Below are 12,827 nucleotides of genomic sequence, written 5' to 3' on the forward strand. Positions count from 1 at the left end.
TTTCAGCCGGAAGATCTCTCGATTCTAAAGCAGTACAATATGGGCATCTAGCTCGATCGAACTCATCTTTGGGGACAGAAGCAGGCAGACTGTAACGATCGAAATTAGGATGATTCTTCCTATTTCTGAAACATCTAATTTCCGGCGTCGATCGTCTCAAACTGCTTCGCGTAAAAGCGAGCATAGCGTCCACTGTGCGCCAGAAGTTCCTGATGCGTTCCCGATTCCACCACGCGACCCTGCTCTATTACCAGAATGCGATCGGCGCGACGGATGGTAGCGAGGCGGTGGGCAATGATAAACACGGTGCGGTTTTGCATTAGTCGTTCGAGAGCTTCCTGCACCAGGGCTTCGGATTCAGAGTCAAGAGCAGACGTGGCTTCATCCAGAATCAGAATGCGGGGATTGAGCAGGACGGCACGGGCGATCGCAATGCGCTGTCGCTGTCCGCCGGAGAGATTCACGCCCCGTTCCCCCACCCAGGAATCATAGCCGTCTGGAAACTGGGAAATAAACTGATGAGCATTTGCAACTTTTGCAGCAGCAATCACCGCGCCGATATCATAATTGTGCTGACCAAAGGCAATATTTTGGGCGATCGTCCCAGAAAATAGCACCGTTTCCTGCGGCACAATTCCGATCTGGCGACGGAGGCTGCTGAGCGTCACCTGACGAATATCCACCCCATCGATCAGGATTTGTCCGGCTTGCGGATCGTAAAAGCGCGGCAGCAGATTCACCAGCGTTGTTTTGCCTGCTCCCGATGCCCCGACTAATGCGATCGCTTCACCGGGAAACGCCAGCAGGCTGAGGCTTTGCAAAACGGGCTGATTGGGTTTATAGCTAAAGCAAACATCACGCAATTCGACCTTGCCGCTTACCCAGGGTAGGGGTTGGGCGTTGGGTTGCTCGACGACGGCAGGCTCGATGTGCAGCAGCTCAAAAATGCGATCGACCGAGGCTTCTGCCTGCTTGAATTCGTTGTAGTTTTCTGGAAGGTGGGCGATCGGGTCAATCAGCCACGCTACTGCAACCGCATAGCTACCAAACTCCGTTCCGGTGAGGTTGCCCTGCGCGATTTGCCAGCCCCCCAGCAGCAGCAGCAGCAAAATACTCACCGCATACAGAAAACCCACCACGGGAAACTGCACTGCCTTCAGCCATGCTGCCTTGTACTTTGCCCGCCGATTGCGTTCGGCTTCTACACTAAAGCGATCGACTTCATACGCTTCTGCCGCAAATGCCCGCACTAATCGAATGCCGCTAAAAACTTCTGTCACCAAAGAAGATAAATCAGAAATTAAAGATTGGCTGCGGCGAGATTGTTTTAAGATACGTTCGCCAAACCAGCTAATCAACCCACCCAATAACGGAACGGCAATTAAACTTGCCAGCGTGAGCTGCCAATTGAGATACACCATGTAGCCAAACACGAGAATCAACTGCAACACGCAGGGGATGAAATCGTGAAAGACTTTGTTGATGGCTTCACCAATGCGATCGATATCCTCTGTTAATCGATAAGTGAGATCGCCCGTCTGTGCTCGTTCAAAATAGCTGAGGCTCAGGGTTTGCAGGTGCGCGTAGGTTCGCTTTCTTAAATTCAGCGCGATCGCCAGAGAAGCCTTTGCCATCAGCGCATCCTGTCCGTACTGTGCCGTCTTCTGCACTAGGAAGACGAGTGCCACGATCGCCGCTGTTTTCGCCAGATTCAGCACATCCCCCTTCACCAAAAAACTGAGCAGTTGCCCACCCAATGCTGCTAGAAGGGGCCAGCAAACCGTGAAAACCAGCGTACAGAGCAATGCCTGAACGATCGTGCCCGTTTGAGGACGGAGGTAGGGGAGGAGTTGCCAGTAGGTCGATCGGGGCATGGGGTGGATGGGGAGGTGAAAAGATATGAGGAGATGAAAAGATATGAGGAGGTGGAAAGATGAGGGGATAGGGAGATGAAGAGAGGGAGATGGGTATTAGGAAAATGGGGAGTAAAGGGCAAAGAGGGTGAGGGACTAGAGAAGTAATTTCCTTTTCAGATTCAAGGTTGCTAGTGTTTTCACCTCATCCCCGTATCCCCTGAAGTGCTCGACGCAAGTCTCCTCCCTGTTCAGCAAGACGCTGCTTGGCGGCGATCGCATCCAGTCCGCTCCAGTGCATCAGGAGGGCAAGTTTGACTTGACGATCGCTTTTTTCTAAAAGTTCGGCGGCATCCGAGCGGGGGAGTTGGGTCAGGTCTTGCAAAATGCGAAGGGCGCGATCGTACAGCTTGCGATTAGTGACGGAGACATCGACCATCCGGTTGCCGTAGACTTTGCCCAGTTTCACCATTGTTCCGGTCGAGAGGATATTCAGGGCGAGTTTAGTGGCGGTTCCGGCTTTGAGGCGAGTAGAGCCTGCGAGAATTTCTGCCCCGACCAGGAGGCGAATATCAACATCAACGGAGAGGCTGACCTGCTCGATCGGCACACAGGCAATAAAAATCGTGTTTGCGCCACGCTGCTGAGCTGCGTGAATGGCTCCATGCACATAAGGGGTTGTGCCGCCTGCGGTGATCCCGACGACAACATCGTGATTTGTGATCTGGCGATGAGCGATCGCTTCCATGCCGTCTTCTGCCCGATCTTCGAGATCTTCGGAGCTGCGAACCAGTGCCCCAGCTCCGCCTGCGATAATGCCCTGCACCAGTTCAGGCGGCGTACAGAAAGTGGGAGGACATTCGGCAGCGTCGAGAACGCCTAAGCGTCCGCTCGTTCCCGCACCCACATAAAACAGCCTGCCGCCCCGCCGGAGAGATTCTGCAATGAGATCGATCGCCTTTGCCAGGTCTGCTTTTGCGGCTGCTACGGCTGCCACTGCCTGAGCATCTTCCTGGTTGAATAGCTCAACGATCTCCACGGCGGTCATCTGATCGAGGTTCTGGCTGTTGGGGTTGGTCTGCTCGGTCAGCAAATGTCCCCGTTCCGTCATATTCTGCATGGGTAGCGAGTGCGAGAGGATGTCCGAGCTAAAGTGTACCGTTTGTCGGACATGGGATCTAGCAGGGGAACTTCTCCTACTTCACCTTCGGATATAGCCCATAATCGCGCAAATATCTGTAGTCCCGCAGAATTCGATCGTGGTCAAAGCAAAGCAGCTGGGGAATTTCCCAGAGTTCAAACACGCCGATCCCTTGAGCATCATCTTCGGCGATCGGATCACCAATGGCAGTTGCAACATAAACAGCACTCATCGTATGCTGACGCGGATCGCGCTTCGGGTCAGAATAAACCCCCAGCAGCTTCACCAGTTCGACCTGAAGGCAGGTTTCCTCGAAGGCTTCGCGCATGGCTGCCGATTCTGCCGATTCGCCGTAGTCGATAAAGCCGCCCGGAATTGCCCAGCCCAACGGCTCGTTTCTGCGCTCAATCAGGACGATCGGGCGATTGGGGCGATCGATTAGCTCGATGATAATGTCAACGGTGGGGGTAGGATTGTGGTGAGTCACGGGGCGTTCCCTGAAAAATGGCTAACAATCAGAATAAATCCTTGCCGAACCAGAACCCGCTCTAAAATGAGAGAAGTTTTCTGGAGGACTGCGAGATGACGCAATCGATCCCCTCCGCTGCGGCTGGATCGGCAACGGGCAGAGCAGGAACGACAACGGGCAGAAGCCGCTGAGCAGGAGCTTGCCCGACTCCGATCGCTCCTACAAAACACCAATCCCGACGCTTGAACGAGCCGAACTCCTCCATGTGAAAGATGAGCCGATCGCCCTAAACGTGCCACATTCAATCTAACTCCCTTAACGTTCTATGACTCAACGCTTTGTTACACAACTGCGTGTTCGCCACTACGAGATGGATGCTCTGGGTCACGTTAACAATGCTGTCTATCAGCACTATCTGGAGCAGGCAGCGATCGAGCATTCCGAATCCCTTGGCTTCACCCCCGATCGCTACCGGGCATTGGGAGGATTGTTTGTCATGCGGCGAGTGGCGATCGAGTATCTGCGTCCGGCAGTGGCAGGCGACATGCTGAAAATCACCACCTGGCTCCAGGAAATGCGCGGAGTCCGTACCCTGCGTTGCTATGAGATTCGCCGCCAGGGAGAACCCGATTTGATTGTTTCTGCGGAGGCTCTCTGGGTCTGGGTCGATGAAGCAACAATGCGCCCAAAACCGATCCCGGAGGCGATTCAGGAGGCGTTTGGGGAGTTGGTTAAGCGGTAGAAGAGATAAGGAGATGAGGGGATAAGGGGTGAGGAGCGAGTCGGAATGCAGTTGATTAATTATCACAACACTTATCAATCGGCTTGAGCGATCAACCAGCAGCACACTTGACCCTAGAACCCCCGATTGCAAACAACCAATCTATCCCTTTCTCCTTCTTGATCTCCCCCTTCCCTGATCCCCCCTACCAACTCAATGGAGGCACACAATGACCACACTCCAAGGCTCATGGTTACACCAATCGATTATCAGCAATGGCGTGAAGCTGCACTACGTGACCCAGGGCGAGGGTCCACTCATGCTGATGATGCACGGATTCCCGGAGTTCTGGTATTCGTGGCGGCATCAAATTCCTGAGTTTGCTAAAGATTACAAGGTGGTGGCGATCGATCTGCGCGGCTATAACGAGAGTGACAAGCCACAGGAGGTCAGTGCGTACCGAATGCCAGAACTGCTGCTGGATGTTGAAGGGGTCATTCACGGGCTAGGCTATGATTCTGCCGTGGTGGTGGGGCATGACTGGGGCGGGATGATCGCCTGGACGTTTGCCTATGACTATCCGCATCTGGTCGATCGGCTGATCGTGCTCAATCTTCCTCACCCTGCTAAGTTTGCTCAAGGACTACGAATGCCGCAACAGTTGCTTCGCAGTTCCTATATCTTTCTGTTTCAGATTCCAGGTCTGCCGGAAATGCTGATTCAGGCAAATGACTATCAGTTGTTGGCAACTGCATTGACCGGGATGGCAGTCAATAAGCAAACCTTCGCATCCGCAGATTTAGAGGCATACAAAGACGCGGCTGCAAAACGGGGCGCACTCACCGCAATGCTCAACTACTATCGGGCGAATTTCTTGCAGTCGGAACTGCTCAGTCGCGACTGGGGAATGCTGGACGTGCCAACGCTGATGATTTGGGGCGAGAAAGACACTGCCCTCGGCACTGAACTGACCTATGGTACTGAGGAATACGTCGAGGATTTGACTATTCGCTATATTCCCAACTGTAGCCATTGGGTACAGCAGGAACAGCCGCAGCTTGTAAATCAGTACATTCGCGAGTTTTTGGCACAGCCAAAGTAGAAGCAGGAATGCGGGATGCCGGGGTAGGACTGAGTAAGCAGAGCGACTGCTGTCTCACTCAGTCCAGTTTGATGATCCGCCTGTTGGTAAGACAGTGGTTAGGCAGAAGGAACCGCAGCCTGAGCGGTGAGACCCACGGCTTCTGCATACTTCAAATAGGTTTCTACCGAAGCAATGACGACCTGTGCCTCAATTGCCAGCAGTTCAATGCCGACCAGCGAAACCCGCACTCAGGTATCGACAACAATCCCTTTGTCGAGAATGCGATCGACAACTTCAGCCAGGCTAGACGAGGAATTCACTTTTTCAACTGCCATCCAATACGCTTGAATAAGTTATCGAGTTGTAGAATTGTCAGTGAGCGTACGTTCAACAGAATAAGAATTTGATGCCTTAGCGATCACGAGATAAATACTGGAAGAACAGAAGTTTGAATAAACGGAATCTCGGTAAAATCACGAGAAAAAATTTCCGTAGAATCACTAATTATTTATCTTTTTGATAAATTGCTGAAAAAGTGAACCGCCCAGATCGTATTTTCAGCAATAACACGTTTATGATGTTTAGGATTTAATAAAGAAAAGAATTTGACACGTCATGGTTTGGACGAGAACTTGGCTTGCCGCTTGTAAGAGATTGGCAAGTATAGGATTCAAACCCAGCCTAAACCGGTGCAAACGATTTTGTGAATGAAAGCATTAGCTCTCTTGACTCGTTTGATCGCGTAATTGTTATTTTTTACCCAGTTTTGGGCTTCATAAGAAATAAATGATGCTATTCAAACTTCTAAGTTGGCTCACTTAGAGAATTGGGGCGAGGGAGGCAGGTACCATTGTGGAAAAGTTATCGCTAGGGCAGTTTCTAGTTCATGTTAAATCAATCAAGAACTCACAGCTGACGGGCACTTATACCCTCCAATCTAATGCCAATCAGTCTTGGAAGCTTGTGTTTCGCTTGGGGCGAATTGCCTGGGGTGGCGGGGGTGAGCATCGCTTTCGTCGGTGGTATCGCTGCATAAAGCATTATTGCCCTGAGCTTGATCCTGGAGGAATTCGGCTTCGTCAACAGGACATCGTGAGCGATTGGGAATATACGGCGATCGCCCTTTTAATGATGCGGCAGCAAATTTCACGCGATCAGGGAATTGCAATGATTCAGCAAGTCGTCATCGAAGTTTTGTTTGACCTGGTGCAAAGCTTTGAAGTCAATAGCAGTCTAATGGGACATTTTGAGGCGCAGGCCGATGTCGGTGAACCACCAGTTTTATTAGATTCAGAACAGGCAGTTGCCCGATCGCAGTACCTCTGGGGCAATTGGTTTAACGCTGGATTAACCAGCATTTCGCCTAATCTCGCACCCGTTTTAAAGAATGCCAATGCTCTTGAAAAGCAGCTCTCCGGCAACTCTTACAGTTCGCTCAAATCACTGGTCAACGGCAACTCATCCTTGCGAGATCTCGCCTTTCAAATTAAGCAGGATGTACTGGCAGTTGCGCGTTCTTTTAGCCCCTATTTTCAGCAGGGCTTAATGGGCTTGCAAACGATCGCCGACTTACCCGCTCCCCCTTACCAGCTCACCGAGCTAAAGGTCAAAGTGGCAGAGCATCAACCTCTGATCGTTTGTATTGACGATAGCGTGAAAGTCTGTGAAACGATGAGTGAAATCATTACCCAGGCAGGATACCGCTTCATTGCAATTCACGACTCTTTCCAGGCATTGCCCACGCTTCTGGCTCAGAAACCCAGCTTTATCTTTCTCGATCTCGTAATGCCGATCGCAAGCGGTTATGAGATCTGTACTCAAATTCGTCGCGTTTCATCCTTCAAAGATATCCCAATTGTGATTCTGACGGGGAATGATGGCATTATCGATCGCGTTCGCGCCAGGGTGGTGGGTGCTTCTGACTTTCTCTCGAAACCGATTGAGTCTGATAAAGTCATTGCTGTGATCAACCGTCATTTGAGAAATCGCACTGCGGGTTCTGCGAATCGTTCTTTAGAGAACCGATCGATCGTCTCTCCAGAATTTTCGACTGATTCTTTTATCGTTTAACCCTTTATTCTCTCTGGAATTCACCGCTATGAATACTGTACTCCTCGTCGAAGATTCTCAAACAGAAGCAGATTTCGTGGGTCGTTGCTTACAGCAAGCTGGACTTTATGTGGTTAGTGCAACAAGTACCGATGAAGCGCGCACCCGCCTGCAACAGCACAAGCCAGACCTGATTGTGCTAGACGTGATTCTGCCCGGACAGAGTGGGTTTGAATGGTGCCGGGAGTTAAAAAGCACTGCCCAAACCAGCTCGATTCCAGTCGTGATTCGCTCATCGAAAAGCACCGAAGCCGACCAGCTCTGGGGAAAAATGTTGGGTGCAGATGCCTATGTGCCCAAATCCGAAAGCTATCAGGCACTCGTGCAAACCGTGCAGAAATTACTTCGGAGTTGAGTGATGCAGCAGCTACATCAACGGAATCTGGGGCTTCCGCCAGACCAGATCCGGCAAAAGCAGGCGCAGCAGGGAGACATTCAGGCGATCGCCGTGCTGCTGAATCAGAAACTCAATTCCAGAGGCATTCAGGTTCAGGGCAATCGCAGAGAGAATCGAGTGGGCATTTTGCTGGAATCTACCACCCCGCTACCGCACCAGCCGTTGCTGACGTGGGTTCATCAAGAGTTGAGTACTCTCAATCCAAAAGGAATTGCTCAGATTGAAGTGTATGGACGAATCAAGGGACAGCACCAGACAGAATGGCAGGCAGTCATCAACCTGAAGCGTAGCATCGCCACCCCAGGAAGTGATATTGCCTCTCTCGATGCGGTTGCTTTGGGTACTGTCTCTCTCGCTGAGTGGTTACAGCAGGGAGTCATTTCCGATCGGCTTAAATTGCAGTCAGCCAATCCGCCTCTATCCACGGAATCGGTTGTCCTGACTCCGTTTCTTCGGTTCTATTTCGCCGCTGAAGAAACGGCACTTTTACCGTTGGAGGGAGTTAAGGAAATTCTCAAAGTTCCACCATCGGCAATTCTGCCCGTCCCGCAAATGCCAGCCGGGGTTCTGGGCGTCTACAACTGTCGGGGTAATATCCTTTGGCTGGTTGATTTGGGAATCCAGGTTGGTTTGGAAAATTCCTCATCCTCGCGCTCCAAATCCTCCTCTAAACGGCTGAGTTCTGCAAGTTCGTCTTCCGGGCAGCAGGTTCCTGGATTTCCTATTGGGTGGACTGCTGGGCAGGGGTTAACCGTGATCGTCATTGAAGTAGAGCATCAAACGCTGGGACTAGTCGTTTCTGAGGTACTAGAGATTGAGCCCTATCCGCTTCAGCAAATACAGCCTGCCCTCGCAGACCTATTCTCACCTCAGCTCCAGCCCTTTATTCAAGGCTACCTGAGCAGTTCGAGTAGCCCTGTGCTCAGCCTGAAGGCCCTGATAAACGATCCCAGACTGCAAATTTATCAATAGCCCAAACGCGATCGCCCAAGCGCGACAATCCAAAGGCGATCGACCCGTTTCCCTGCTTCAAGTTTCTCTTATCCACTCGTCTACCTTCTGCAAAAGACTGCACTATGAACAGCTCCTACCTATCCGACGATGCAAGCGATGACCTTTTTGCTGGGTTTGATGACCAGCCTGTTGCTTGGAGCCAGCCTATGTCTGAGGAAATGCCTCCCCGGTCGGAACAAGGCAAGCAGACGAACGGCAACGGAGAAAGTTTTGACAGAAACGATAACCGGGAAAGTCACGACAACGGTAAAAGCAGCAGTAACGCGAACGGTAACGGACAGAGTAATGGCAAAAACGGTAGAAGCGGCAAGCTGCCGATGATGGTAACTGAACACGAGCATAGTTCTCAAAATAATTCTCAAAACATTGCCCAAACTGCAGTGCTGGATCAATTAATGGGATTTACTTCTCCGCCTGCGGTTGCGGTGACGCTGAGCAACGATCGCCCCATAGCCGCTAAGCTGAATCAGGCTCAAAACTCCGCCAGTGTGCAGCAGTTTTGTGAGTCGGTGTTGACGATTAAAAAGGAGCTGGAAAAAGCGGAATTGCTCAGCAAGCCCGAATTACGCGATAACCTGCAACAGCTCGTCAGACTCTACAAAAGTGCCCATCACGATGTCGAAAAGCTGGTCGAGTTAAGGGTGCAGAAACAGCTTGAGACGCTGAAACACCAAGGGACAGCAATCATCCAGGAAATGCGGCAGGCGGCAAAGCAGGACGCTGCCTTTCAAATTGCGGTAACGAGTCTACAGATGGCGTTGAACGGCGATCGGGTGATGCTTCTGCGCTTTGTGAGTCAAACCCAGGTCACGGTACTCAGCGAAACAGCAGACTATGATGCGCCCAGCCTGAAAGAAAGAACGCTGCCTGCGGGCTGTTTTGGTCGGAACCAGCAGGAGGATTACCTGAGTGCTTCCCTGTTCATAATGGAAGATATCCATGAAACCCAGTTGTCTACCTACCAGCGGCATTTTCTAGAACGCTTGCAGCTGCGCGCCAGTCTGGTCTTCCCGATCGTCGTTGATGGAACCGTTTGGGGACTGATGGCAGTGCTGCACGGCGGCGAGGCGAAACGCTGGCAAGAGGTCGAAACCAGTTTGCTGCTGCAAGTTGGCTCTGAACTATGTCTCCAGCTTCAGATAGCCCAATCCCAGGCACAAACTTTAAACCTGCTCGAGCGGGAGCGGGCAATTTCTCGTGTTGTGGGCAGACTGCGCCAGGCCAATGATCTGACGACCATTTACAATACCGTAACGCAGGAAATGCGAAAGCTCCTGAACGTGGAGCGACTGACGATCTACAAGTTCCGCGACGATTACTCTGGCGATTTTATTGCGGAGTCTGTGACCGGAGACTATCCCAAGCTGGTGGGCAGTGGATGGGAAGACCCCTATTTGAGTGAACAAAAGGGCGGGCGGTTGCGTGATAACGTTCCGCTAATTGTCGATGACATTCACACTGGAGAAACGATCTGGGAAAATAACGGATTTAGTCTGGTTCGTCCCAAACGGCTGCTGACGGATTGCCACGTTGAGTCGTTGGAGTTTTATCAGGTGCGCGCCTATGTCATAGTGCCTATCTTTCAGGGCGATCGATTGTGGGGCTTGCTGTCTGCCTTTCAAAATCGAGGTGCGCGACGGTGGGAAGAGGACGAGATTCGCTTGATGATGAAAATTGCTGACCAGGTGGGAATTGCCATTAAGCAATCTGAATACGCGGCTCAACTGGCAAAAACCGCAGAGCGAGAACAGACGCTAAACCGTGTAATTGCTAAGATCCGGCAGAGTTTGAATATTAACAGCGTTTTTACAGCCACCACTCAAGAACTGCGGCGGGTGTTAAATTGCGATCGAGTCGGAATTTACAAATTTACCGAAGACTGGGGCGGTGAATTTGTCGCCGAATCTGTAGGGGCAGGTTGGGTTTCAGTGATTCAGTCGCAATCCGAGGATCAGACGCTCAAGCAGAGCCTTGCTCTGGAGGATCGTTGCACTGTTCGGGATTTGACCACTTCAGGAACGCTCAATTCAGACACCTACTTTCAGCAGACCAAAGGGGGCGACTACACTCGTGGCTGTCCATACAAGCGGGTCGATGATATTTACACAATGAATTTTTCCCGCTGCTACCTGGACACACTGGAAAAGTATGAGTGTCGCGCCTACATTATTGTGCCGCTTTTCCAAGATTCCAGGTTGTGGGGACTGTTGGCAGCGTACCAAAACTCGAATTCCCGCCAATGGCAGGACGAAGAAGTTAAAATCATGTTGCAGCTCAGCAGTCCGCTCAGTGTTGCAATTAACCAGGCTGAGTATCTGAGCCAGATTCAAGCCCAAAACCGCAAAGCTGCTAGAGAAGCAGAGGTCGAACGGGCACTTGCCAAGGTCGTGGAAAAGATTCGCAAATCGCTGGATATCAACACCATTTTTGAGACGGCAACTCAGGAAGTCCGCAAGCTACTGAGCGTCGAGCGGGTGGCGATCTACAAGTTCCGCGATGACTATTACGGCGATATTGTGGCGGAATCCAAGCTAGGTGATTATCCCAGTTTAGTCGGGGCTGCCTGGGAAGACCCCTATTTGCAGGAACATCAGGGCGGACGCTTCCGCAATAACGAATTCATGGTTGCCAATGATGTGTATGAAGCAGGCATGACCGATTGCCACGTCGAAGCCCTAGAATTCTTTGGCTTTAGAGCCTGTGCCGTGGTTGCCATCTTCAAAGGACAAAAACTTTGGGGTTTGCTGTCCGCTTTCCAGCACAGTGCACCGTACCACTGGGAAGAAGAGGATGTGCGTCTGCTGAACCAAATTGCCTTGCAGCTTGGTTTTGCCTTGCAGCAATCTGAGTATGTGGAGCAGCTCCAAATCCAGGCGCAGCAGGGCGCGATGGCGATCGCCCGTGAAAAAGAAAGCCGTGAAACCCTTCAGCGCAGCGTGTTGCGGCTCCTAACGTCTGTTCGTCCTGCTCTGGATGGAGACCTAACCGTGCGCGCACCGATTACCGAAGACGAAGTGGGAACGGTAGCAGATGCCTACAACAATACGTTGCAGAGCCTGCGGAAATTAGTATTACAGGTGCAAACCGCCGCAAGCCAGGTCGGAGAAACCTCCCAACAAAGCGGAGGCGCGATCGCCGGACTATCGCAGCAGGCTCAGCGTGAAGCACAGGATATCGCCCACGCTCTGCGGCAAATTCAGGTGATGCTAGATTCCACCAAAGCCGTTGCCGCAAACGCCCAGCAAGTCAACGTCGCGGTACAGCAAGCCAATGCGATCGTGCAGCAGGGAGATATTGCAATGAATCGCACAGTTGATGGAATTTTAGGAATTCGGGAGACGGTATCGGAAACAAGTAAGAAGATCAAACGATTGAGCGAATCGTCCCAAAAAATCTCAAAAGTGGTGAATCTAATCAGCACCTTTACTTCACAGACTCAGCTCCTTGCGCTGAATGCGGCGATCGAAGCGACCCGTGCCGGAGAAGCAGGGCGAGGCTTTGCGGTCGTTGCCGATGAAGTCCGTGCTTTGGCGCGACAGTCTGCAGAAGCAACGACGGAAATTGAAAAGCTGGTGCAGGAAATTCAAATTGAAACCAGTGCTGTTGCCACCGCAATGGACGCCGGAATCGAGCAGGTTGTCAGCGGGACAGGCCTGGTGAACACTACCCGCCAAAGCCTGACCGAGATTGTTTCTGCCACGGCTCAAATCAGCCAGCTGGTGGAAGCAATTACCCAGGCAGCTCAAAACCAAACCCATCAGTCCGAGACTGTGACGGCAACCATGACCGATGTGGCGGCGATCGTCCAGCAAACTTCCCAGGAAGCAATTCAGATTTCTGCATCTTTCCAGGAGTTGCTGAAAACGGCGGAAGCTCTGCAAACCAGTGTCGATCAGTTCAAAGTCTCGTAGGTTTGTAGTTTCGTAGGATAGGTTAGGCGAAAGCCGTAACGCCTTAATTCCCAAAACACCTGACACCCGTGCGTACGCTGCGCTAACCCATCCTACGCAAGCTGACTGCCTGATTCCACGCTTCGAGA

General features: G+C 51.7%; 10 protein-coding genes and 1 pseudogene. 6 read left to right on the top strand and 5 right to left on the bottom strand.

All coding sequences use genetic code 11. The features are described from left to right. Positions 1–134: 134 nt before the first annotated feature. The 4 genes from NDA02_RS05780 to NDA02_RS05795 all read right to left on the bottom strand — a co-directional run bounded on the left by NDA02_RS05780 (position 135) and on the right by NDA02_RS05795 (position 3,728). Positions 135–1,874: an ABC transporter ATP-binding protein gene (locus tag NDA02_RS05780; RefSeq protein ID WP_190794501.1), complete on the bottom strand. Its 1,740-nt coding sequence runs from the start codon at positions 1,872–1,874 to the stop codon at positions 135–137. A gap of 184 nt (positions 1,875–2,058) precedes the next feature. After that, positions 2,059–2,973, bottom strand: a complete 915-nt coding sequence (gene murQ / locus NDA02_RS05785; protein ID WP_348254594.1) for an N-acetylmuramic acid 6-phosphate etherase — start codon at positions 2,971–2,973, stop codon at positions 2,059–2,061. A 76-nt stretch (positions 2,974–3,049) separates the two neighbouring features. Next, a complete protein-coding gene (locus NDA02_RS05790; protein WP_190794499.1) occupies positions 3,050–3,481 on the bottom strand; it encodes an NUDIX domain-containing protein in 432 nt (143 codons plus the stop codon). A 61-nt stretch (positions 3,482–3,542) separates the two neighbouring features. After that, positions 3,543–3,728, bottom strand: a complete 186-nt coding sequence (locus NDA02_RS05795; protein ID WP_348254596.1) for a hypothetical protein — start codon at positions 3,726–3,728, stop codon at positions 3,543–3,545. Positions 3,729–3,788: 60 nt separating this feature from the next. Here NDA02_RS05795 and NDA02_RS05800 point away from each other — a divergent pair, with 60 nt between their 5' ends. Both NDA02_RS05800 and NDA02_RS05805 read left to right on the top strand, forming a co-directional pair. Continuing rightward, positions 3,789–4,205, top strand: coding sequence for a thioesterase family protein (locus NDA02_RS05800; protein ID WP_190794498.1), 417 nt, complete (start codon positions 3,789–3,791; stop codon positions 4,203–4,205). 208 nt (positions 4,206–4,413) lie between these two features. After that, positions 4,414–5,286, top strand: a complete 873-nt coding sequence (locus tag NDA02_RS05805; protein WP_190794497.1) for an alpha/beta fold hydrolase — start codon at positions 4,414–4,416, stop codon at positions 5,284–5,286. Between the two features lie 98 nt (positions 5,287–5,384). On the opposite strand, the pseudogene gvpA reads toward NDA02_RS05805, so the two are convergent. Further along, positions 5,385–5,603: pseudogene (gene gvpA / locus NDA02_RS05810) on the bottom strand (gas vesicle structural protein GvpA). 517 nt (positions 5,604–6,120) lie between these two features. Between gvpA and NDA02_RS05815 the strand changes: the two are divergent. The 4 genes from NDA02_RS05815 to NDA02_RS05830 all read left to right on the top strand — a co-directional run bounded on the left by NDA02_RS05815 (position 6,121) and on the right by NDA02_RS05830 (position 12,699). Continuing rightward, on the top strand, positions 6,121–7,338 hold the full coding sequence (locus NDA02_RS05815; protein WP_348254597.1) for a response regulator: 1,218 nt from the start codon (positions 6,121–6,123) through the stop codon (positions 7,336–7,338). Between the two features lie 28 nt (positions 7,339–7,366). Beyond that, positions 7,367–7,732: a response regulator gene (locus NDA02_RS05820; protein ID WP_190794495.1), complete on the top strand. Its 366-nt coding sequence runs from the start codon at positions 7,367–7,369 to the stop codon at positions 7,730–7,732. 3 nt (positions 7,733–7,735) lie between these two features. Continuing rightward, positions 7,736–8,746 carry a chemotaxis protein CheW gene (locus tag NDA02_RS05825; protein WP_190794494.1) on the top strand — a complete coding sequence of 337 codons (1,011 nt, stop codon included), beginning with the start codon at positions 7,736–7,738 and terminating at the stop codon, positions 8,744–8,746. Positions 8,747–8,850: 104 nt separating this feature from the next. Next, positions 8,851–12,699 (top strand): GAF domain-containing protein, encoded by a 3,849-nt coding sequence (locus NDA02_RS05830; protein WP_348254598.1) that lies wholly within the window; start codon positions 8,851–8,853, stop codon positions 12,697–12,699. Positions 12,700–12,827 lie beyond the last annotated feature (128 nt).

Source organism: Leptolyngbya sp. ST-U4 (assembly GCF_039962215.1).
In the GTDB taxonomy this organism is placed as follows: domain Bacteria; phylum Cyanobacteriota; class Cyanobacteriia; order Elainellales; family Elainellaceae; genus Leptolyngbya_A.

Bases quoted from the DNA above. Each gene is read 5' to 3' on its own strand.
- NDA02_RS05830 (WP_348254598.1), top strand. From the start codon at position 8,851: ATGAACAGCTCCTACCTATCCGACGATGCAAGCGATGACCTTTTTGCT.
- murQ (WP_348254594.1), bottom strand. From the start codon at position 2,973: ATGCAGAATATGACGGAACGGGGACATTTGCTGACCGAGCAGACCAAC.
- NDA02_RS05800 (WP_190794498.1), top strand. From the start codon at position 3,789: ATGACTCAACGCTTTGTTACACAACTGCGTGTTCGCCACTACGAGATG.
- NDA02_RS05795 (WP_348254596.1), bottom strand. From the start codon at position 3,728: ATGGAGGAGTTCGGCTCGTTCAAGCGTCGGGATTGGTGTTTTGTAGGA.
- NDA02_RS05825 (WP_190794494.1), top strand. From the start codon at position 7,736: ATGCAGCAGCTACATCAACGGAATCTGGGGCTTCCGCCAGACCAGATC.
- NDA02_RS05820 (WP_190794495.1), top strand. From the start codon at position 7,367: ATGAATACTGTACTCCTCGTCGAAGATTCTCAAACAGAAGCAGATTTC.
- NDA02_RS05805 (WP_190794497.1), top strand. From the start codon at position 4,414: ATGACCACACTCCAAGGCTCATGGTTACACCAATCGATTATCAGCAAT.
- NDA02_RS05780 (WP_190794501.1), bottom strand. From the start codon at position 1,874: ATGCCCCGATCGACCTACTGGCAACTCCTCCCCTACCTCCGTCCTCAA.